General features: G+C 68.0%; 21 protein-coding genes. 11 read left to right on the top strand and 10 right to left on the bottom strand.

Translation table 11 applies throughout. The features are described from left to right. The coding region (locus CQ039_RS16025) for a hypothetical protein (RefSeq protein WP_105714870.1) at positions 1 to 338 on the bottom strand (338 nt) is incomplete at its 3' end. A 117-nt stretch (positions 339 to 455) separates the two neighbouring features. Here CQ039_RS16025 and CQ039_RS16020 point away from each other — a divergent pair. Beyond that, positions 456 to 1,871, top strand: coding sequence for a DUF4139 domain-containing protein (locus CQ039_RS16020; RefSeq protein WP_105564902.1), 1,416 nt, complete (start codon positions 456 to 458; stop codon positions 1,869 to 1,871). A gap of 4 nt (positions 1,872 to 1,875) precedes the next feature. Beyond that, entirely contained in the window at positions 1,876 to 3,483 is a 1,608-nt protein-coding gene (locus CQ039_RS16015; RefSeq protein WP_105564903.1) for a DUF4139 domain-containing protein, read from the top strand. Positions 3,484 to 3,647: 164 nt separating this feature from the next. On the opposite strand, the gene pth is transcribed toward CQ039_RS16015, so the two are convergent. The 4 genes from pth to CQ039_RS15995 form a co-directional block, all read right to left on the bottom strand. Then, positions 3,648 to 4,253, bottom strand: a complete 606-nt coding sequence (gene pth / locus CQ039_RS16010) for an aminoacyl-tRNA hydrolase (RefSeq protein WP_105564904.1) — start codon at positions 4,251 to 4,253, stop codon at positions 3,648 to 3,650. Positions 4,254 to 4,521: 268 nt separating this feature from the next. After that, the gene (locus CQ039_RS16005; protein WP_105564905.1) at positions 4,522 to 5,130 is read right to left on the bottom strand and encodes a 50S ribosomal protein L25/general stress protein Ctc; all 609 of its coding nucleotides are present in this window, start codon (positions 5,128 to 5,130) and stop codon (positions 4,522 to 4,524) included. A 145-nt stretch (positions 5,131 to 5,275) separates the two neighbouring features. Next, positions 5,276 to 6,307: a hypothetical protein gene (locus CQ039_RS16000; protein ID WP_105564906.1), complete on the bottom strand. Its 1,032-nt coding sequence runs from the start codon at positions 6,305 to 6,307 to the stop codon at positions 5,276 to 5,278. A 107-nt stretch (positions 6,308 to 6,414) separates the two neighbouring features. Next, the gene (locus CQ039_RS15995) at positions 6,415 to 7,350 is read right to left on the bottom strand and encodes a ribose-phosphate pyrophosphokinase (protein WP_105564907.1); all 936 of its coding nucleotides are present in this window, start codon (positions 7,348 to 7,350) and stop codon (positions 6,415 to 6,417) included. A gap of 240 nt (positions 7,351 to 7,590) precedes the next feature. On the opposite strand from CQ039_RS15995, the gene CQ039_RS15990 reads away from it, so the two are divergent. Continuing rightward, positions 7,591 to 8,406: an outer membrane protein assembly factor BamD gene (locus tag CQ039_RS15990; RefSeq protein WP_105564917.1), complete on the top strand. Its 816-nt coding sequence runs from the start codon at positions 7,591 to 7,593 to the stop codon at positions 8,404 to 8,406. Positions 8,407 to 8,492: 86 nt separating this feature from the next. Further along, entirely contained in the window at positions 8,493 to 10,190 is a 1,698-nt protein-coding gene (recN, locus tag CQ039_RS15985) for a DNA repair protein RecN (RefSeq protein ID WP_105564908.1), read from the top strand. Positions 10,191 to 10,226: 36 nt separating this feature from the next. On the opposite strand, the gene CQ039_RS15980 is transcribed toward recN, so the two are convergent. The 4 genes from CQ039_RS15980 to CQ039_RS15965 form a co-directional block, all read right to left on the bottom strand. Continuing rightward, positions 10,227 to 11,147 carry a cobalamin biosynthesis protein CbiG gene (locus tag CQ039_RS15980; RefSeq protein ID WP_105564909.1) on the bottom strand — a complete coding sequence of 307 codons (921 nt, stop codon included), beginning with the start codon at positions 11,145 to 11,147 and terminating at the stop codon, positions 10,227 to 10,229. Between the two features lie 73 nt (positions 11,148 to 11,220). Then, positions 11,221 to 11,736, bottom strand: coding sequence for a hypothetical protein (locus CQ039_RS15975; RefSeq protein ID WP_105564910.1), 516 nt, complete (start codon positions 11,734 to 11,736; stop codon positions 11,221 to 11,223). Between the two features lie 3 nt (positions 11,737 to 11,739). After that, positions 11,740 to 12,525, bottom strand: coding sequence for an exodeoxyribonuclease III (locus tag CQ039_RS15970; RefSeq protein ID WP_105564911.1), 786 nt, complete (start codon positions 12,523 to 12,525; stop codon positions 11,740 to 11,742). 103 nt (positions 12,526 to 12,628) lie between these two features. After that, positions 12,629 to 13,588, bottom strand: a complete 960-nt coding sequence (locus CQ039_RS15965) for a hypothetical protein (protein ID WP_233190330.1) — start codon at positions 13,586 to 13,588, stop codon at positions 12,629 to 12,631. Positions 13,589 to 13,730: 142 nt separating this feature from the next. Here CQ039_RS15965 and CQ039_RS15960 point away from each other — a divergent pair, with 142 nt between their 5' ends. The 6 genes from CQ039_RS15960 to CQ039_RS15935 are packed head-to-tail and all read left to right on the top strand — an operon-like array spanning position 13,731 to position 18,597. Beyond that, positions 13,731 to 14,807, top strand: coding sequence for an MBL fold metallo-hydrolase (locus CQ039_RS15960; protein WP_233194713.1), 1,077 nt, complete (start codon positions 13,731 to 13,733; stop codon positions 14,805 to 14,807). Next, positions 14,804 to 15,580 carry an enoyl-CoA hydratase gene (locus CQ039_RS15955; RefSeq protein WP_105564912.1) on the top strand — a complete coding sequence of 259 codons (777 nt, stop codon included), beginning with the start codon at positions 14,804 to 14,806 and terminating at the stop codon, positions 15,578 to 15,580. Before CQ039_RS15960 ends, CQ039_RS15955 begins: the two co-directional genes overlap by 4 nt. Before the next feature lie 51 nt (positions 15,581 to 15,631). Then, on the top strand, positions 15,632 to 16,141 hold the full coding sequence (locus CQ039_RS15950; RefSeq protein ID WP_105564913.1) for a GNAT family N-acetyltransferase: 510 nt from the start codon (positions 15,632 to 15,634) through the stop codon (positions 16,139 to 16,141). A 46-nt stretch (positions 16,142 to 16,187) separates the two neighbouring features. Beyond that, the gene (locus CQ039_RS15945; RefSeq protein WP_105564914.1) at positions 16,188 to 16,739 is read left to right on the top strand and encodes a DUF1285 domain-containing protein; all 552 of its coding nucleotides are present in this window, start codon (positions 16,188 to 16,190) and stop codon (positions 16,737 to 16,739) included. Next, on the top strand, positions 16,736 to 17,395 hold the full coding sequence (locus CQ039_RS15940) for a CoA pyrophosphatase (protein ID WP_105564915.1): 660 nt from the start codon (positions 16,736 to 16,738) through the stop codon (positions 17,393 to 17,395). The genes CQ039_RS15945 and CQ039_RS15940 overlap by 4 nt, the downstream gene beginning before the upstream one ends. Beyond that, on the top strand, positions 17,392 to 18,597 hold the full coding sequence (locus CQ039_RS15935; RefSeq protein ID WP_105564916.1) for a CCA tRNA nucleotidyltransferase: 1,206 nt from the start codon (positions 17,392 to 17,394) through the stop codon (positions 18,595 to 18,597). Before CQ039_RS15940 ends, CQ039_RS15935 begins: the two co-directional genes overlap by 4 nt. Here the strand turns inward: CQ039_RS15935 and CQ039_RS15930 are convergent. Further along, on the bottom strand, positions 18,572 to 19,531 hold the full coding sequence (locus CQ039_RS15930; RefSeq protein ID WP_233190332.1) for an endonuclease/exonuclease/phosphatase family protein: 960 nt from the start codon (positions 19,529 to 19,531) through the stop codon (positions 18,572 to 18,574). The genes CQ039_RS15935 and CQ039_RS15930 overlap by 26 nt on opposite strands. 217 nt (positions 19,532 to 19,748) lie before the next feature. Here CQ039_RS15930 and CQ039_RS15925 point away from each other — a divergent pair. Further along, on the top strand, positions 19,749 to 20,584 hold an 836-nt coding region (locus CQ039_RS15925), incomplete at its 3' end, for a DUF2793 domain-containing protein (RefSeq protein WP_146113547.1).

The raw sequence follows: 20,584 nt of genomic DNA, 5'->3' as shown, positions 1-20,584 counted from the left end.
GGCGGCGGGGGGCTGACGCGGAAGGGCGTATAGGCGACCGGCGCGACCATGCGGACGACGGGCGCAGGGGCGGGCGCGGGCGGTTCGGGCAGGGCGGCCAGAAGCGGCATGACGCAGGCGGCGCACTTGGCCCCGACGTGCTTGCTGACGGGGCCGTCCACGCCGCCGGACTGGATCGTCTGCGGCCCCTCGGCCGAGCAGATGACGATGGGCTGGCCTGGAACCGAGGCCGCCAGCGCCGCGAAGGGCAGCAGGGTTCCGATCACGATGGCGAACGTCGCGGCCAGGAAGGCCAGCGAGCGCGCAATCGACCAGTTTTCACTCTGGGACCGGGTCACGGGGCGGGGCTTAAACCTTCCCGCAATGTGAAGCTATAGCGACCGGACGCCGCGCACCCTCGACAACAGCTGTTTCGCCGTGTCAGCGTGGCGGTCGAAACGCTCAGGGAAGACTTCATGATCCGCGCACTCGGACCCTTCGCCGTCGCCATGCTGCTGGCCGCACCCGCAATGGCGCAGCAGGTGGAGGAGGGGCCGGGCGGTCCCGATCGCGTCTCCCTGACCGTCTATAATCAGAACATCGCCCTGGTGGAGGACGTGCGGAACCTGAACGTGCCCGCCGGGCGCTCGCGTCAGGAGTTTCCGGGCGTGTCGGCCAGCATCCGGCCCGAGACGGTCGGCATGTCGGGGCGCGGCCTGTCGGTGGTCGAGCAGAACTTCGACTATGACCTGCTGACGCCCGGCAAGCTGATGGAAAGCGCCGTCGGCGGCGACATCGGCATCGTCCGCACCAACCCCGGCTCGGGCGCGCAAACGACAGAGCGGGCGCGTGTACTGGCGGCGAATCAGGGCGTGGTTCTGCAGATCGGCAATCGCATCGAGGTCCTGCGCGACGACGGCGTGCCGACGCGGGTCATCTTCGACCGGGTGCCGGCCAACTTGCGCCCGCGCCCGACGCTGAGCGTCACCCTGGACGCGGAAGGCGCGGGGCGGCGCGAGACGACGCTCAGCTACCTGACCACCGGCCTGCAATGGAAGGCCGACTATGTCGCCCGTTTCGACGAGAAGGCTGGCAAGCTGGACCTGACGGGCTGGGTCACCATCACCAACAACTCGGGCGCGACCTTCTCCAACGCCCAGACGCGGGTGGTGGCGGGCGACGTCAACCTGATCAACGACAACAACGGCTACAATCCCCGCTATGGCCAGCCGCCCCGTTCGGTGCGCGGCAACGGCACGCAGACGGGTGGGCAGGGCGCCCTGGCCGACGTCTATGTCTATCCGCTGCCGGAAGCGGTCACGGTCGCCAACAACCAGACCAAGCAGGTCGGCCTGATCGACGCCGCGGGCGTGCCGGCGACCAAGCGCTATCTGAACGTCATCGACGGCTTCTACACGGCCGAGGAGCCCGTCGCAGCCGAGGTCGGCGTCATCTTCTCGAACGGTTCGGGCAATGCCGCCCGCGCCCTGCCGGCGGGGGTCATGCGCGTCTATGTGAAGGACGAGGCTGGCGAGCCGCGCTTCATCGGCGAGGATCAGGTCGATCACTCGCCCGCTGGGTCTGAGATCGTGGTCACGACCGGCGACGCCTTTGACGTGACGGTGCAGCCGCGCCTGGTCTCTTCCGAGCGCACGTCCAAGCGCCTGGTGGACTATTTCCGCACCCGCTATGCGATGGAATACACCGTCCGCAACGCCCGGCCCGAGCCGGTGACGGTCGAGGTGCGCCAGCGCGGTCTGGGTCGCGACACCGAACTGTCGGAGCAGAGCATCGAGGGCGAGATGCGTGACGCCCGCACCGTCGTCTGGCGCGTGCCCGTGCCCGCCAACGGCGAGACCAAGCTGACCGCGACCATCACCACGGGCGGCTGACCCCATGCGCCGCCTGCTGGCGATCTCGACTGCCCTGACCGTCCTTGCGCCCACCGCCTGGGCGCAGAGCGAGAGCGTCTCCGTGCGCCCGGACACGGCGACCGTGGTCATCTATCGCGACCAGCCGGTCGATACGGTTCAACTGATGGAGCAGTCGCGCCAGCCGTGGAGCCGGCTGGACCGCGAAGGCTTGGCCCTGATCGTCGAGACGCGCACGGTGGACCTACCGGCGGGCGAGGGGATCATCCGCTTTCGGGGTCTGGCCACCGGCGTCGTGCCGCAGAGCGCGGTGCTGGAGGGCCTGCCCGCCCATGTGGTCGAGCGCAACGCCGACTTTGACCTGTTGTCGCCCGCCAGCCTGATGGAGAAGTCGGTGGGCGAGGTCGTCCGCGTCGTCCGCACCAACCCCGCGACCGGCGAACAGGTCGAGAAGACCGCTGTGATCCGCGCCGGGGCGCAAGGCACGGTGTTGGAGATCGACGGCCGGTTCGAGGCCCTGGACTGCTCGGGCCAGACCGAACGCGTCATCTTCGACCGCGTGCCCGAGGGGCTGGGCGACCAGCCGGTGCTGTCGGTGCGGACGCGGGCCGAGAAGGCGGGGCGCCACACCGTCACCCTGGCCTATCTGGCGACGGGGCTGCAGTGGTCGGCGGACTATGTGGCGCGTTTGGACCCGTCGGACGGGACGCTGGACCTGACGGGGTGGGTGACGCTGGCCAACTTCAGCGGGACGGGATTCCCCGACGCGCCGGTGCAGGTGGTGGCCGGGACGCTGCGGAAGGACGAGGGGACCGTGCCGGTCGAGCCGATGGTGCGTTATCCGCAGACGGGGTGCTGGCCGCAGGGAACGACGACCTTGGGCAGCGGACTTGAACCGACCTACAAGCAGGATCGCGTCGAGTACAATGGACCTCCTGTCATTGTGCCCGGCCCGCCTCCACCCCCTGCGGCTGCCTTGCAAGAGGTCGTCGTCACCGGCACCCGCGTCGTCCGTCAGGGCGAACTGGGCGACTACAAGATCTACACCCTGCCGGAACCGACCACGGTGGCTGCGCGCCAGACCAAGCAGGTGCGCTTTCTGGAGCGGGAGGGCGTGGCCTATGAGCGGGTCTATCGGGCCGACGTGCAGGGCTATGATGACGCCGAAGCGCGTCCGACGGCCATCGTGCTGAAGCTGAAGAACGAGGAGAGCGCCGGGCTGGGCGTGGCCCTGCCGGGCGGATCGGTGGCGGTAATGCAACCGGACGGCGCGGGCGGCGTCCTGCTGGCCGGTCAGGACCGCTTTGAGGACAAGGGCGTGGGCCTGCCGGTGCGTCTGTCCTTTGGCGAGTCGCCGGACGTGCAGGTGCAGACACGGCTGGTGAAGTCGAGCAGCTCCACGCGCGGGGCGGTGACGACGGACCGGTCCGAGATCGAGACCACCGTCACCAACGCCCGCTCAGAACCTGTGACGGTTGAACTGGTGGCTGACGCTGCCATGTCGCGCGGGTTCCGCATCCGCAGCCAGTCGCTGCGCAGCCGCATCGACGACACCGGCTACCCGGTCTGGACGTTGAGCGTGCCGGCCAATGGCGCGGCGACGCTAAAGGCGGCGTGGACGACGACGGATTGAGACTGTGATTTTCCCTCCTCTTCATGGGGAGGGTGGCTGACGCGAAGCGTCAGACGGGTGGGGGCGCTTTAGCTGTTCAACCGCCGCGTTCAGGATCGCCACGCCCTCCCCACCCGATCGCTGCGCGACCACCCTCCCCATGAAGGGGAGGGAGAGGCGTTGTGTTACTCCCCCCGCGTGGCCTGCCTCGGACTGAACTTCGGGGCGGGGGCCAGGCGCATGACCTCGCCCTGGTAGCGTTCGTCGTCGCCCTTCACGGCGAAGGGGAGGGCGTCGGCGCAGGCCTGCAGCATGGCGTCCAGCCAGGGCTTCTCGGCCTTGTGGAAGTCGCCCAGGACGTGGGGCATGACCAGATGGCTCTCGCCCGGATGGCCGATGCCCATGCGGCCCCGGCGGAAGTCGGCGCCCAGGTGGCTGATCAGGCTGCGGATGCCGTTCTGGCCCGCAGCGCCGCCGCCGGTCTTCATGCGGAAGCGTCCGGGGGCCATGTCGATCTCGTCATGGAAGACGATGATCTCGCTGGGTTTGATCTTGTAGAAGCGCGCCGCCTCTCCAACCGCGCGGCCGCTCTCGTTCATATAGGTCTGGGGCTTCATCAGCAGGACCTTGGTCCCCTCGACCTCGCCTTCGCTGACGATGGACTGGAACTTGGCCCGCTCGGGACCGAAGCGCCAGCGGCTGGCGATCTCGTCCACGGCCATGAAGCCGATGTTGTGGCGGTTCTTTTCGTATTTGGGGCCGGGATTGCCCAAGCCGGCGATGATGATCATGGCGCTTCAATGGCTGATGGCGGGGCGGAAGGCCAGTGGGGTTGGCCTCGTTCTCACGCCGTCATCACACCCCCATCGCCGTCATCCTCGGGCTTGACCCGAGGATCGGGTGGTCCGCCTGCATGACTTCGGCAAGGATGAGCGCGCCCCTACGCTCGATCCTCGGGTCAAGCCCGAGGATGACGGCTAAAAGGGTATGGTGCGGGCAAAGAAAAGCCCCGCGCCAGCGAACCGGGCGGGGCTGAACTTCTTAACGGTGAAGAGAAGCTTAGGCTTCGGCTTCAACCGTCGTGTCACCGGCGTCCGATTGGCCAGCAGCCGAATTCTTGATCGTGGCGATCACGAAGTCGCGGTCGGTGATGGTGGCCGAGGCGCCCTTCGGCAGGACGATGTCCGACATGCGGATGGTTTCGCCGACTTCGCGACCCGTCAGGTCGACGACCAGCTCTTCCGGGATCTGGTCAGCGGCGACCAGGATCTCGACCGAGTGACGGACGACTTCCAGCATGCCGCCGGCGCGCGAGAAGGGGGCTTCGTCAGCGTTCTTGAAGTGAACGGCGATCTCGATCTTGAGCGGAGCCTTGGCGTCGACGCGCATCAGGTCGAAGTGCAGCGGACGGTCCGACACCGGGTCGAATTGAACGGTCTTGGCGATGACCGGCTGGGTCTCTTCGCCGTACTTCAGGGTCACCAGGTGGCCCAGCAGCTTGCCGGTGTAGAGCGACTTGCGGAAGTCCTTCTCGTTCACCGAGATCGAGACGGGGGCCTTGTCGCCACCGTACAGGATGCCGGGCACAGCGCCCGAGCGACGGACAGCGCGTGCGCTGCCGGTGCCTGCGCCTTCACGGACGTCAACGTTCAGAATGATCTCGGCCATCGGGCTCGCCTCAATAACAACAGTAACGCCGCGCCAACCGGGGCCCGCGCAGCGGGGTCATGAACCCTCGAATTCAAGAGGGCGGGCTATTACACGGATCAGGGGGAGGACGCAACCGCCCCGGTCGTTTCAGCCCGCCGTGATGTCAGCTCATGCCGCTTCCGGGGGCGGGAGGGGTCTCGGCGACGGTGACGGTCGGCGCCGTGGAAATCGGCACAGGGCCTGTATACTGGGCCGTGCAGGTCGCCAGATCGCGTACGATGTGCCGGCCGGTGCAGAACATGTCCTCATAGCTGGGGCGCGACGCTGCCAGGCACTGGAACAGCATCAGCTTCGACATATTCAGGCAGAACTCGTTGTTCGATTCGGTGGACAGAGCCTCGGTATTGGTCCGCGCGTCATCGCCTGCGGCGCCCAGAGCAGCCAGGGCGGCGATAGCGAGGGAGTTGACCACGGCGGGCGTGAAGGGCGCGCCGCGCTGGGCCGGCGTCAGGTTCAGGCCTGCGCCGCTGTTGGCGGCGGCGAATAGGCGGGCGCTTTCCTCGGCTGACGGCAGCTGGGAAACGGACAGGGATTTCGCGCCCTCAAGGCGGCCGTTGCGGTCTGCGATGGGCGTGACGGCCCAGCGACGACGCGGGTCGCGGCGTTCCTGAATGGTATAGGCGTCGCCTTCCACGGCCTCGGCGATGGCGGTCAGGGCTGCGATGTCCTTGCCCATGGTCGCGGTGATCAGGCCGGCGGCGGAATCCGCGCCAGGCAGGGTGGCGGCATAGGCCGGATCGGCCACGATGCTGGCGATCATCTGCTGACGCAGGGCGGGCGTGGAGGCGAACTGACGCACGCCGGCGACATACTCCGGCGACTGGAGCGCCAGAATGGAACCATAGGCGATCATGCCGCGCGACAACTGGCCAGGCTCGTAGGCAGCGCCCTTGCGGATGGCGGCCTGAATCGATTCGGCGTCGGTGAAGCCGCCTTGGATCGTGCTGACCTCACGCACAAAGGCGACATAGACCGAGGCCGCCTGGGCCACGCCCTCGTTCAGGCTGACCGCAGGCAGGGGCGGCGGGGGCGGCGGCGGCGGCGCTTCCGGTTCGGGTGTCGAGCAACTGGCCAGGGCGGCGGCGGCGGCGATGGCGGCGACGGACAGGCCGCGGCGCAAGAAGGCCTGGGACATCGGCGAACTTCCCTCAAATCGAACGCGGGGCGCGCCCCCTGAACCGGGGCGGGCGCGCCCATGAAACTGATGCGTCTTATATCGCTGAGGGAATGGTTATTCGAAGGTTAATCGAACAGCTTCGAGACCGATTCCTCGTTGGCGATGCGGCGGATAGCTTCGCCGATCAGCGGAGCCACGGAAACCGTGCGGATCTTCGAGCAGTTCAAAACTTCGTCAGGCTGCTCGATGGAATCGGTGATCACCAGCTCTTTCAGCGGGCCGTTGGTGACGCGCTGAACCGCCGGGCCCGACAGGACGCCGTGACTGATGTAGGCTGAAACCTCGGTCGCGCCGCGGTCGATCAGGGCCTGGGCCGCGTTGACCAGGGTGCCGCCCGAATCGACGATGTCGTCGAACAGAATGCAGCGGCGACCTTCGACGTCGCCGATGATGTTCATGACCTCGCTCTCGCCCGCCTTGGGGCGGCGCTTGTCGACGATGGCCAGGTCGGCGTCCAGGCGCTTGGCCAGCGAGCGGGCGCGCACCACGCCGCCGACGTCGGGCGAGACGATCATCAGGTCGTCGCCGCGCGGATAGTGGTCCTTGATGTCCTGGGCCAGAACCGGCGTCGCCACCAGGTTGTCGGTCGGGATGTCGAAGAAGCCCTGAATCTGGCCGGCGTGCAGGTCCATGGTCAGGACGCGGTCGGCGCCGGCGCGGGTGATCAGGTTGGCGACCAGCTTGGCCGAGATCGGCGTGCGACCGCCGGTCTTCCGATCCTGACGCGCATAGCCGAAGTAGGGCATGACCGCCGTGATCCGCCGCGCCGACGCCCGCACCAGGGCGTCCGTCATGATCAGCAGTTCCATCAGGTTGTCGTTGGCCGGATAGGAGGTCGACTGAATGATGAAGACGTCCTCGCCGCGGACGTTCTCCTCGATGACGGCGAAAACCTCGTTGTCGGCGAATCGTTTCACCTGAGCCTTGGTCAGGGGCATGTCGAGGTGGCTGGCGATGGCCTGGGACAGAGTCCGGTTCGAATTGCCAGAGAGCAGCTTCATTACCGGTCATCCTTTTGCCGTCATCGCTGCGCCAATGAGCGCAGTCGTTTCTGGACGCGCTCTTTAGCAGCGGATCGTTTTGCATCAACCCGTCATGACGGATTTCGCTGCATTGGCATGGTCGCTGTCGCTGCTATAGAGGTCCCGTAACGACAGCGGCGCACCGGGGGTGCGCTGTGACCAAGGCATCTTAAGAGGTCGCCCTTGCCCGCTTCGAAGTCCCGTTCCGGCCTGATCCTGATGACGGTCGCCGTCGCCGCTCTGACGGTCTCCGCCTGCGCAGGGAACAAGCCGCGCCAGAAGCTGGTCTATGAAGAACGTCCGGTGGAGATGCTCTACAACACCGGCTATCAGCGCCTGCAGTCCAAACGCTGGACCGACGCCGTCGACTACTTCCAGGAAGTGGAGCGTCAGCACCCGTATTCCGAGTGGTCGCGCCGGGCGATCCTGATGCAGGTCTACGCCTATTATCAGAACAACAATTATCAGGACGCGATCGCGGCGGCTGACCGCTTCATCGCCCTGTTCCCCGGCAATCCGTCGGCGGCCTACGCCTTCTATATGCGCGCCATCTGCAACTTCGAGCAGATCGTCGATGTGGGCCGCGATCAGGCCTATGCCGAGGCCGCCCTGGCCGGTCTGCGCGACGTGGCGCGCCGCTATCCGAACACGCCCTACGCCACCGACGCCCGCGTCAAGATCGACATGGTCAACGACCAACTGGCCGGCAAGGAAATGGCCGTGGGTCGCTTCTATCAGCGCGCCAACCAGCCGCTGGCGGCGCTGAACCGCTACAAGGCCGTGATCAACAACGAGGCCTTCCAGCGCAGTTCACACACGCCTGAGGCCCTCTATCGTCTGGTCGAGGTCAACGTCGCCCTGGGCCTTACCGAAGAAGCTACGCGCAACGCCGCCGTTCTGGGCCACAACTATCCGGGCAGCGCCTGGTACGCCGAGGCCTACGCCCTGCTAACTGAGCGCGGCGCCCGTCCTGACGTTCAGCCGGAAGCCAAGCGCGAGAGCTGGCTGCAGCGCATCATCCCCGGCGGGGCCTGATCCTTTAGGGGAGCGCATGCGAAAGACGCTGCGTTCCCTTTCTGTTTCCGGCTACAGTGGGCTGTAAAGTCGAATCAAGCTGGCCCATGCTGACCACTCTCTCGATCCGTGACGTCGTCCTCGTCGACGCCCTCGACCTGGAGGTCGGGCAGGGGCTGACCGTGCTGACCGGCGAAACCGGGGCCGGCAAGTCCATCATCCTCGACGCCCTCGGTCTGGCGCTCGGTGCACGCGGCGACGCGGGACTGGTGCGTTCCGGCGCCAAGCAGGCGGTCGCCACCGCCGTCTTCACCGCGCCCGACGATGCTGTTCTGATTGAGCTTCTAGCCGAGCGCGGTTTCGAGGTCGCGCCGGGCGAGGAACTGATCCTGCGTCGCGTCGTCTCGGCCGACGGCCGCAGCCGCGCCTACGTCAACGACCAGCCGGCCGGGGTCACGGCGCTGCGTGAGATCGGCGCCCTGCTGGTTGAGGTGCACGGTCAGCACGAGACAGTGGGCCTGCTGGACTGGAAGACCCACCGCGCCCTTCTGGATAACTACGGCGGCCTGCAGCCCCAACTTGGGGGCGTGGGTGCCGCTGCTGAGCGCTTAAAAACGGCGCAGGCCCGTCTGGACGAATTGGAAGCCTCGGCCGCCGAAGCCGCCGCCAAGGCCGAGGAGATTGCGCTCAACCTGTCGGAACTCGACGCTCTGGACCCGCAGCCGGACGAGGAAACCGAACTGGCCGGCGAACGCGCCATCCTCGGCGCCTCGGAAAAGGCCGTGGCCGATCTGGCCGATGCTCGCAACCTGCTGGGCGGCGACAAGCTGAGCCAGCGCCTGGCCTCGGCCCTGCGCGCCGTGGAACACGCTCGCCAGCGCGCCGTTCAGGCGGGCGCCGAGGGCGACAACCTCATCATCATCAAGCTGGGTCTGGCCGCCGAAGCCGTGGATCGGGCCCTGGTCGAGGCGACGGAAGCCGTGGCCGCCGTGGACGCCGCCGCCGACGCCTTCGACTTCGAGCCGGGCCGTCTGGACAAGGCTGAGGAGCGCCTGTTCAGCCTGCGCGCCGCGGCTCGCAAGCTGAACACCACGGTCGACGCCCTGCCGGGGCTGCGGGTGCGTCTGCGGGAGCAACTGCGTCTGATCGAGGACGGGGCCGAGGCCCTGACCAATGCGCGTAGGGATGTGGCCGTGGCGATCGAGGCCTATGACGTGGCCGCCATGCTGCTGTCCTCGGCGCGCGAGGCGGCGGGCGATCGTCTGGTCGCCGCCGTTATGGGCGAGCTGGGCCCGTTGAAGCTGGACCGCGCGCGCTTCCGTGTGACCCTGGACCCGATCGAGAACCGTCGCGGGCCTCTGGGCGTCGAGACGGTGCGGTTCGAGGTCGCCACCAACGCCGGCACGCCCTTCGGCCCGCTGGACACCGTGGCCTCAGGCGGCGAACTGGCGCGCTTCGCCCTGGCCATGAAGGCGGCTCTGGCCAGCCGCGAGGACCAGCGCCAGCCGGTCATGATCTTCGACGAGGTCGATCAGGGCGTCGGCGGCGCCGTGGCCGAGGCCGTCGGCGGGCGCCTGCAGCGCCTGTCGAACGGGGCTCAGGTCCTGGTCGTCACCCACAGTCCCCAGGTGGCCTCACGCGGCCACGCCCACTGGAAGGTCCGCAAGGCCGACGTGGACGGCCACACCCGCACCTCCATCGACGTGCTGGACCCGCACCCCCGTCAGGAAGAAATCGCCCGGATGCTGTCCGGCGCCGAGATCACCGATGAAGCGCGGGCGGCGGCAAGAGTGCTGATCGGGTAGGGTTTTCCTTCTCCCACAAGGGGAGAAGGAAGGAGGTTACACCCCCAGAATCCAGCCTTCTTCGCTTTCGACCTGGGCGATCAGGGCTTCGTCGGCCGTCTTCGGCGCAGCGAAGGCTTTTTGCAGGGTTCCGGCGTCGTCCATCTGGGCGAAGGCTTCGGCGGCGGTGCGGACCTGGGCCTGGGTCTTGTATTCCTTGACGCCCTCGCCGCTGACCTGACGCTTGGCGTCGAACAGGGCGGGCCAGACCTCGACCACGACGGCCGACAGGGGCTCGACGTCGGCCTCGGTCAGTTCACGCCAGCCGGTGTTGAAGGGCCAGACGGCGGCGGAGGCGCCCAGCTTGTCCAGCAGGCGGCGCAGCATGGGCACGCCCAGCAGGGTCAGGCCGCCGACGGCGCCCGCGCCGTGCATCTGCCAGACGCTCTTGGGCGGCAGCTTGTCCTTGCGCGCGGCCAGTTCGGTGGCGCGGAACTCGGGAATGTCGGCGCCGGCGCCTTCGGGCGGCTTGGTCGTGGTCAGCCAGCGTTGCGCCTGGCTGGCGGGCGCACCCCAGAAGGGCCAGGGCTGGTCCGTCATCAGACGGTTCATCTTGGCCGCGACCTGATAGCGGTTGTTGGTGTTGTCGGCCTTGTCGACGATGTTGGCGGCCAGGAACTTGCCCATGGCTTCCCACGGGCGGCCGTCCAGCTTGAGCCGCGCCGCCGTGCCGGCGGGGAAGCCGAAGTCGAAGTCGAAGCCGACCAGGACGCGGTCGCCGCGCTTGCGGTGCTCGGCCAGCAGGTCGGCGATCAGGGCCTCGCCCTCGGCGCGCGTGGCGACGTTGTGGGTCTCGGTATAGAGGCGGAAGCGCACGTCGCGCTTGGCGACGCCGACCCACAGGGTCTGCTCGCCCAGCTTCTTGCCTTCGGCGGCGGTCCAGTCGGCGATGATGTAGGCGTCGAAGAGACGGGCCACGGCGGGCTCCTGAAACACAGTAAACAGTAGAGCCGGGGTTCTTAGCCTTCCGCGACGGAGGCGGGAAGGGCGATCAGCGCTTCATCAGGGCTTCGACGTGCGACAACCAGCGGCGCCCCAGCCGCAGGGCCTCGGACGGCGAGCCGGTGGAGGCCGGAAGGTCGGCGTTCCACAGGGCCAGTTCGAACTCCGGATTGCGTGCATCATCGAACATCAGGCGCAGCACGACCTGTTCAGCCTCGGGCACAACGACGTCCAGATCCTTGCGCAGGGCGCCGCGTCGGGCGCGGGCGACGACGTGGCCGTCGACGATGATCTCGCCGCCCTCGATCTCGTCAAAGCCGTAAACCAGGCCCTGGGCGCCGCGCTGCCACAGCACCACCACCTGACCGCCGTCGAAATCCAGCGCCGCGGCGCGGCCCTCGGCGGGAGACAGGGCCTCGGTTTCGGCCTTGACCCCCAGCGTCTTGAGCAGGGCCCGTTTCAACCGCCGCTCCGGCTCCATCCACCAGGACAGCATCAGGGCGCCCGTCGTCAGGAAGGCGGCGGTCAGGGCAATCAGCAGGATGACCCTGAGCGCCTCGTTCATGGGTCAGGCCTCCAGATCGAGGTCGATCACGACGGGGACGTGGTCGCTGGGCTTGTCCCTGTCGCGGGCGTCGCGGTGGGTCTCGATGCCGCGGAAGCGATCCGTGGCCTGGGGCGAGAGCAGGGCGTAGTCGATGCGGATGCCGTTGTTCCTCTGCCAGGCGCCGGCCTGATAGTCCCAGAAGGTGTAGGTGCCCTTGGGCTCCTGACCGAGTTCATGGGCGTCGGACAGGCCCAGCCACTTCATGGCGTTCAGCGCCGCGCGCGTCTCCGGCTGGAACAGGGCGTCGCCAGTCCAGTCCTCGGGCTTGGCCGCGTCGTCCGGCGTCAGGATGCAGTTGTAGTCGCCGCAGAGGGCCAGAGGTTCTTCATAGGCCAGCAGGGCCTTGGCGTGGTCATGCAGACGCTGGAACCAGGCCAGCTTGTAGGGAAATTTCTCGGTGCCCAGCGGGTTGCCGTTGGGCAGATAGATGGAGGCCACGCGGACCGGAACCGGGGCTTCGATCAGGGCCTCGATATAGCGGGCCTGTTCGTCTGCGTCGTCGCCGGGCAGGCCGCGGCGGATGTCGGACAGCGGGAACTTCGACAGGATGGCGACGCCGTTATAGGTCTTCTGACCGTGGGTCTCGACGTTGTAGCCCAGGCTCTCGAAGGCCTCGCGCGGGAATTTCTCGTCCACGCATTTGATTTCCTGGAAGCAGACGACGTCGGGATTGGCGGCTTCCAGCCAGGCCAGCACGGTGGGCAGGCGGGCGTTGACCGAGTTTACGTTCCAGGTGGCGATGCGCATGGCGCAACGCTAAGGCGCGTCGCGTTCGGCGAAAAGGGCTCGCCGAAAACAAAGACGCCGCCGGATCGCTCCGGCGGCGCTTCGTTCGACAATCAGGAGTCGATCACGCTTGCGGCGTCGCCGCCGGAGGCGTCGTCGTCAGCTTGCAGCCGCCGCCGATCTGCTGGGCCGTGGCGCAGGGATAGACCTGCTGGACGGCGTGTTCGGCGTTCTGGCGGATGATGGCGCCGTCAGCGCCAGCGCAGGTCATTTCGATAAAGCGACCGTTGGCGTTCTGGCCCATCAGGCGGACCTGCTGCACGTCGCAGCTTGCGGCGTCGGTGCCGGCCAACCAGGACTTAACCGTCGCGGCTTGTTCGGTCGGGGTGGTAAACTCGCAGGTGTTGCTCTGGCTGACGAGTTGCAGGCATTCGGTCTTTTTCCATCCCGAGGCGTTCTTCTCGATCCAGTAGCCGTCGACGCCGGAGCAGCCGACTTCATAGATGACGGCGCCGTCGCCCGATTGACCGCGGACCTTGACCTGATCGACCGTGCACGGAACGCCCGCCTGGGTTGCATAGGCTTTCAGGAAACCCTGAATGTCCTGGTTGCCGGGCAGGGTGCAGGTCGGGCTGGTGGCCGGCGCTTCAGGGTTCGCGGCGCGCGCGGCCTGAGCCTGGCTGTCGAGAATCACGCAGTCGACCACTTGCGGCGGGGTCGAGGCGACCAGGATGTAGCCGGGCCCCTCGGCGCAGGCGGCTTCGTAAATTTTGACTTGTTCGGCGCTGACGCCGAGCATTTTGGAGTCCGTCACCTGGCAGGCAGTGGAGGCGGTGGTGAAGAGCGTCTCGACCTCAGCCTTGATGACGGCCGGATCGGCGGGGGCAGCCGCTTGCGAACGCTGGCGCTGCTGTCGGCGTTCATTGCGGTCGCCACCGATGCGGCCGGGCTGGACGCGTTCCGCCGTCACACGCTCATCGCCCGCGCGAGGCGCTTGCTGAGCGAAGGCGAGCGGGGGGCTCAGCGTGACGACGGCCAGGCTGGCGGCGATCCCCAAGGCGCGGCTGATACGTTTGATGGTCACTGAAAGGGCTCCCTCGGCCTCTACTGGATGGCGGCAGCCTTGGCGGGGTCTTTCGATCCGGTCAAGCGCCGCCGCACGACAGGCCACTGGACCGATACCGTCAATCAGCCTAAGTCAATGACAGTTGCGATTGGAGACTGACTTGGCGGATGGCGCGATAAGCGATGAGGCGGCGACGACCGCACGCGGCCTGACCTATCCGTCGGGGCCGCCGCCGGAGCCCGGTCAGGCGGTCGAGGTCGCGCGCGGCGTGTTGTGGATGCGTTTGCCCCTGCCGCTGAGCTTGAACCATATCAACGTCTATGCACTGGCCGATGGCGATGGCTGGACCCTGGTGGACACGGGGCTGAAGACCGGTGCGTCCAAGGCGGGCTGGGACGCGGTGCTGGCCGGGCCGCTGGGCGGCAAGCCGATCAAGCGCGTCATCTGCACCCACATGCATCCCGACCATATCGGCCTGGCGGGCTGGCTGTGCGAGCGCTTCAAGGCGCCCCTTCTGATGTCACGGCTTGAATATGTGACCGGGCGGATGCTGCTGGCCGATACGGGCCAGCCCGCTCCGGACGAGGGCGCGGTCTTCTATCGCGCGGCGGGATGGGACGACGAGCAGATCGCCCGCTGGCGCACAGGATACGGCGGGTTCGGCAAGGCGGTGACGCCTCTGCCCTCGGCCTACCTGCGACTGGCCGAGGGCGATGTGCTGCCTATCGGCGACGACAACTGGCGGGTCGTGATCGGCGAAGGCCATTGCCCCGAGCATGTCTGCCTGTGGCGCGAGAGCGACGGGGTCTTCCTGGCGGGCGATCAGATCCTGCCGCGGATTTCCTCGAACGTATCAGTCTGGCCGACAGAGCCTGAAGGCGATCCCCTGGGCGAATGGCTGCGGTCGCTGGCGGGGCTGAAGGCACGCCTGCCGGGCGACCTGTTCGTCCTGCCGTCGCACGGCGAGCCCTTCTATGGCGTCACGACTCGGCTGGAGGCCCTAATCCGGGGGCATGAGGTTGCGTTGAAGCGGCTGGAGCGGACGCTGAAGGCGCCGTCGCGCGCCGTGGACGTGTTTTCAGCTCTGTTCGCGCGCCCGGTGGGCGACGAGGTGCTGAGCATGGCCACGGGCGAGGCGATCGCGCATCTGAACTATCTGGTCCGCGAAGGGCGGGCCCGGCGCACCCGCGATGAAGCGGGCGTCGACTGGTGGACCCTTGTGGAGGCAGGACAATGAGCGAACACATCAAGATCGACCTGGACGGCGGCGTCCTGACCGTCGCCTTCAATCGGGCGGACAAGAAGAACGCCATCACCCAGGCCATGTATTCGGCCCTGGCTGACGCCACCGAAAAAGCGAAGGTCGACGACGCTGTGCGGGTGATCCTGTTCCGCAGCGAGGGCGACTCGTTTTCGGCGGGCAACGACATCGCTGACTTCATCGCCCTGGGCTCGCAAAGCAGCGGCGACCTGGTCGAAATGGGAGTGTTCCGCTTCCTCAAGGCCTTGGCTGATCTCGACAAGCCGGCGGTGGCGGCGGTGCGCGGCCGGGCCGTGGGCATCGGCCTGACCCTGCTGCTGCATTGCGACATGGTGGTGGTGGCCGAGGACGCCCTGCTGTCGGCGCCCTTCATCAACCTGGCCCTGGCGCCGGAGGCCGCCTCGACCCTGTTGTTGCCGGCGGTGATCGGCCATCAACGCGCCTTTGAGATCTTCGCCCTGGGCGAGGCCATCGACGGCAGGACGGCTCTGGCCTGGGGTATCGCCAACCGCGCGGTTCCCGCCGATCAAGTCGAGGCGACGGCGCGCCAGTTGGCCGACAAGCTGGCGGCGCGCGCGCCCAACTCGATCCGCAAGACCAAGGCTCTGATGCGCGACGCCGAAGCCCTGTGGGGGCTGATGCAGCGCGAGGCCGAGGCCTTCGGCTCGCAGATGCGCAGCCCCGAAGCCATGGAGGCCTTCATGGCCTTCAGCCAGAAACGCGCGCCGGATTTCACTAAAGCCGGCTGAATTCGCGCAAACGCGATTGATTCGAGGGGGCAGGGGGTCTAGGCGCCGCGCATGAACGCCGTCGCCGCCCCAACTGCTGTTGAAACCGTAACGCCGGTCCGCATTTTGCGAGAACGATCGGGCGATGCGGCGGCGATAGACGCCCTGGTGTTAGCGGCCTTTGGTCCCGGCCGTTTCGCCAAGACGGCGGAGCGTCTGCGCGAGGCGGCGGCGCTTGCTGTGGGCTTTTGCGCCTTTGACGGTGAGCGCCTGATCGGTTCGGTGCGGCTGTGGTCGATCTCGGTCGGTGCGGCACGCTCGGTCTTCCTGGGGCCCATCGCAGTGGACGCCGCCAGCCGCCGGGGCGGTCTGGGCGCCGATCTGGTTCAGGCCTGCATCGAGGAAGCGCGGGCGATGAAGCTGGACGGGGTCCTGCTGGTCGGCGATCCTCCCTATTTCTCGCGCTTCGGTTTCCTGCCCGCGCCCGGCGCCGTCCTGTCGGGGCCGGTGGATCGTCGCCGGGTGATGTGGCTGCCGATCACCGATGTTGTTCCGGTCGGGGCGGTTCGTCCCGTCGCCTGAGCGGACGACGCTTCCTTTGCCGGACGACGCGCCCCATAGTTCGGATATGACGAACCTCGCGACACCGTCCGGCCTGTCCGGCGTCGCCGAAGCCGCGCGACAGGCGCCCGGACGCGGCCTGCCGCCGGTGCACCTGTGGCATCCCGCGCATTGTGGCGACATCGACATCCTGATCCGCGCCGACGGCGTCTGGATGCACGAAGGCTCGCCTATCGGGCGGGCCGAGCTGGTGCGCCTGTTCTCGACGGTGCTGAGGAAGGACCTCGACGGCTATCACCTGGTCACGCCCGCCGAGAAGCTGAAGATCGGGGTCGAGGACTTGCCGTTCCGGGCCGTGGCTATACAGGCGGCGGACGGTGTCCTGACCTTTACGACCGATGTCGGCGATGTGGTTGAGGCGGGGGCGGATCATCCCATTGTCGTCGAGACCGACGCTGCGACCGGCGAGCCGTCGCCGCGTGTCCATGTGAGGGCCGACCTGTGGGCGCGGATCGCGCGGTCGGTCTTCTACGAACTGGTCGATCGGGCTGAGGCGGCGGACGGACGGATGGTGGTGCGATCCGGCGGTGAAGGCTTCTTCCTCGGGAGCGTGGAATGAGCTGCGACAGTCTGAGGAAGCGGCTGGAGGCCCGACTCGACCCGCTAGCGTCGTGGACGCCTGAACGAACAGCCACTCGCTCCGACTACGACTTGAACCCCGGAACGGAGCGGCCGGCGCGCGAGTTGCGGCCTGCGGCGGTCCTGATCCCCATCATCATGCACGACGACGGACCGACGGTGCTGATGACACGGCGGTCCGACAGCCTGGCCAGTCACACCGGCCAGATCGCCTTTCCTGGCGGTCGTCTGGACCCCGGCGAGACGGCGGGGCAGGCGGCGCTGCGTGAAGCGTTTGAAGAGGTGGCGCTGGACCCCGGCGTGGTCGAACTGTTGGGGCTGGGCGATCCCTACGAGACCGGAACCGGGTTCCTGGTGACGCCGGTGGTCGGCTGGCTGACGGCGCCGCCCCAGGTCGCGCCCTCGCCGGACGAGGTAGCCGAGGTCTTTGAGGTGCCATGGGATTTCCTGATGGACCCAGCCAATCACCGCCGCGACTTCTATGATCGGGAAGGCGCAAGGCGTTGGTTCTGGGCCATGCCCTTTGAGGAGCGCTACATTTGGGGCGTGACGGCGGGCATCCTGAAAGGGCTGTTCGGGCGGCTGTATGGCGACGAGGCCGAACCTCTGTCGGCGGCGGCCGAGGACGCCGCGTGAGCCACCGGCTGCAAGGGCAGGATTGGTTGACGGCGTCGGCGACGCGAGCAGTCATGGCGGCGCTGGCGGCGGCGGGCGGGCCGGACTGCGCGCGTTTCGTGGGCGGCTGCGTGCGCAACGCCCTGATCGGCGCGCCCATCGACGACATCGATATCGCCACGCTCCTTACCCCCGACGCCGTGGTGGCGGCGCTGAAGGCGGCGGGCTTGCGCTCGGTTCCGACCGGCATCGAGCACGGCACGGTGACGGGCCTGTCGGAGCATCAGCCGTTCGAGATCACCACCCTGCGCCGCGACGTCTCGACCGACGGGCGGCGGGCCACGGTGGCCTTCACCACCGACTGGGCCGAGGACGCGGGGCGGCGTGATTTCCGGCTGAACGCCCTCTATGCCGATGCGGACGGTGTCATTCTGGACCCGACGGGCCTGGGATATGACGACGCCCTGGCGGGAAGGATCGTCTTTGTCGGCGAGCCCGAAGGGCGCATCCGCGAGGATTATTTACGCATCCTGCGCTTCTATCGCTTCTATGCCTGGTATGGGCGCGGCGAGCCGGATGCGGCGGCGGTGGCGGCCTGCGCCGCCCTGGCTGAGGGCGTCGAGCAGTTGTCGGCGGAGCGGGTCTCCAAGGAACTGCTGAAGCTGCTGGCCGCGCCCGATCCGCGCCATGCGGTGCGGTTGATGGATGAGGCGGGGGTGTTGGGGCGGGTGCTGGGACAGCCCGGCGACTTGACGTTGTTCGAGGCGATGACGGACCTGAGCGGGGATGCGGTGTTGCGACTGTCGACCCTGCTGCCGGATGATCCAGCGTGCGTGGGCGAGATTGCGCGAGGCCTGCGGCTGTCCAATGCTCAGCGCGACCGGCAGGTCGAGGCGGTGAGCGGGACGGCGACGACGGTGCTGTCGGAGCCGCAGGCCCGCGCGATCATCTATCGCGACGGGCGACAGGCCTTCGAGGACCGGGTAATGCGGGCTTGGGCGGCGGGCGGCGACGCCAAAGTATCGCGGCGTCTTCTGGCTCTGGCGCAGGCTTGGTCGCGGCCCTCCTTACCGGTCGGTGGGCGCGATCTGGCGCGGCTAGGATTGAAGCCGGGACCGGAGACGGGGCGGGTGCTTAAGGCTTTCGAAGCGGGCTGGATCGCGGACGATTTTCCCGATCACGGGCATGAAGAACGGCTCAGGGCGCTTCTGCCGCCAGCGTGAACGTCGCGATGACCGGGCGGTGGTCTGAACCGGTCTTGCGACCCAGCCTCCGGTCCAAAAGAGCCAGATCGGGCGAGCGCCAGACCTGGTCGATGGTCATGCCGGCCGCCGACGGCGCGGCCGACGGCCAGGTGCCGGGCCAGCCGGGGGCGGGGATCAGGCCAGCCTCGGCCTGAATCTGACGCCCGATGCGGGCGCTGGAGACGCTGTTGAAGTCGCCCGCCGCGATGACTGGACCGGTCATGTCGCGGCGGATGGCCGTCAGGGCCGCAGCCTGATTGATCTGACCCCACTGATACTGGAAGGGCCAAGGCCGGGTCAGGTGGGCGCCGATGACGTTGACGCGGCCGAGCGGGGTCTGGGCGACTGCAGCCACCGAGACCAGACCGTCGCGGCGGTCGGGGATGGCGGTCAGCGGGTAGCGCGACGCGATGGCCGCGCGCGCCGCCCCGCTGGGCCGATCGACGCGGGCGTTGAGGACGCGGTGCGGATAGCCAGCCAACACGCGATCCAACTGAGCCGAGGGCGCGTCGCCGAGTTCGACCAGCACCACGATGTCGGCTTTCGCTTCGGCGATGGAGCGGGTGATGGCCTCGACGTCGGTGTTTCGGGCCCAGAGATTGGCGGAATAGAGGGTCAGCGTCGGCGCGCCCTCGCGAGGCAGGGTTGCGCTGCGCGGGAGCCATTGAGGCCAGACGGCCAGGATCAACAGCATGGTGACGCCCAGGCCGGCGATCATGCCCGGACGTAGCCGCATCAAGGCGTAAACCAGGGTCAGAGCCAGCGTCGCGGCCAGCGCCGGGGCCGTGAACTGGGCCAGAAGGTCGGTCCACCTGTGCCCAATGCGCAGCAGGGCGGACAGGGCGACGGCGGCGGGTGCGGCCAGCAGGCCCAGCGCCGCCAGATGGATCGCGGCCTTCAGGGGGGAGATCAAGCGGACTTCCTCGCAGACTTATGCGGCGGACCGCTTCCTTGGCCTATCCGACCGGGGCGGCGCATGTCGAGGGCGCTGCGTATCCAAGAAGAAACCTCGCGCACAATCGCGCGGGCCAATCCCTTTGATTTTCCGGGTTTGCGGCGCGATCGCTCTCTTCAGCGCGCCGTAGCGGCGGGGCTCAGCAGACTGATCCTCCAATCTTTGGAGATCTTCGATGAGCGACGACGCCAGCGCGCGGCTGGGCCTGCCCTATCTGGCGGCCGGACAACTGCAGAAACACGTGACCCTGAACGAAGCGCTGACGCGGCTGGATACGCTGACGCAGACGGCGGTGGTCAGCCGCACGACGACGGCGCAACCGGCGGCGCCTGTCGACGGCGCACTCTACATTCTTCCGCCCGGTGCGACGGGCGCGGACTGGGCGGGTCGTCCGGCCGGGGCGATGGTGCGCGCCGAAGCGGGCGGCTGGCTGTCGATCGACACGCCTGAGGGGGCGCTGGCGGTGGTGCTGGACAGCGAAGAGGTGCTGGTTCGTCGCGCGGGCGTCTGGTCGCCGCTGTCGAGCGGCGGGGGCGAGGCGACGACGGTCTTGCAGAATCTGACCCGGTTGGGCGTGAACACCGAAGCTGACGCCGTGAACGTCGTCGCCGCCCGACTGAACAAGGCCCTGTGGACCGCGCTGGAAAATGAGAGCGGCGGCGACGGTGATTTGCGCTTCACCTTCAACAAGCAGGGGGCGTCGGACGTTCTGTCCCTGCTGTTTCAGAGCGGCTGGGGCGGTCGGGCCGAACTGGGTCTGATCGGGGACGACGATCTGCGGCTGAAGGTCAGCGCGGACGGCGGGACCTGGCGCGAGGCCTTTGCGGCAGACCGAGCGACCGGGCGTCTGTGGTTCGCCCAAGGGGCGACGCGCCGTGAAACCGCAGTGCTGACCGGCGGCGGCGGTTGGACGCCCCCGGCCTGGGCGCGCTGGGTCGAGGCGGTCTGCGTGGGCGGCGGCGGCGGCGGCGGCGCAGGCGCTGTCGGGGGCAACGGGACCGCGCGTCATGG

Source organism: Brevundimonas sp. MYb52, assembly GCF_002979535.1.
GTDB lineage: Bacteria > Pseudomonadota > Alphaproteobacteria > Caulobacterales > Caulobacteraceae > Brevundimonas.
Note: the sequence above shows the minus strand (reverse complement) of the source record. Positions and strands in the feature narration are given on the sequence as shown.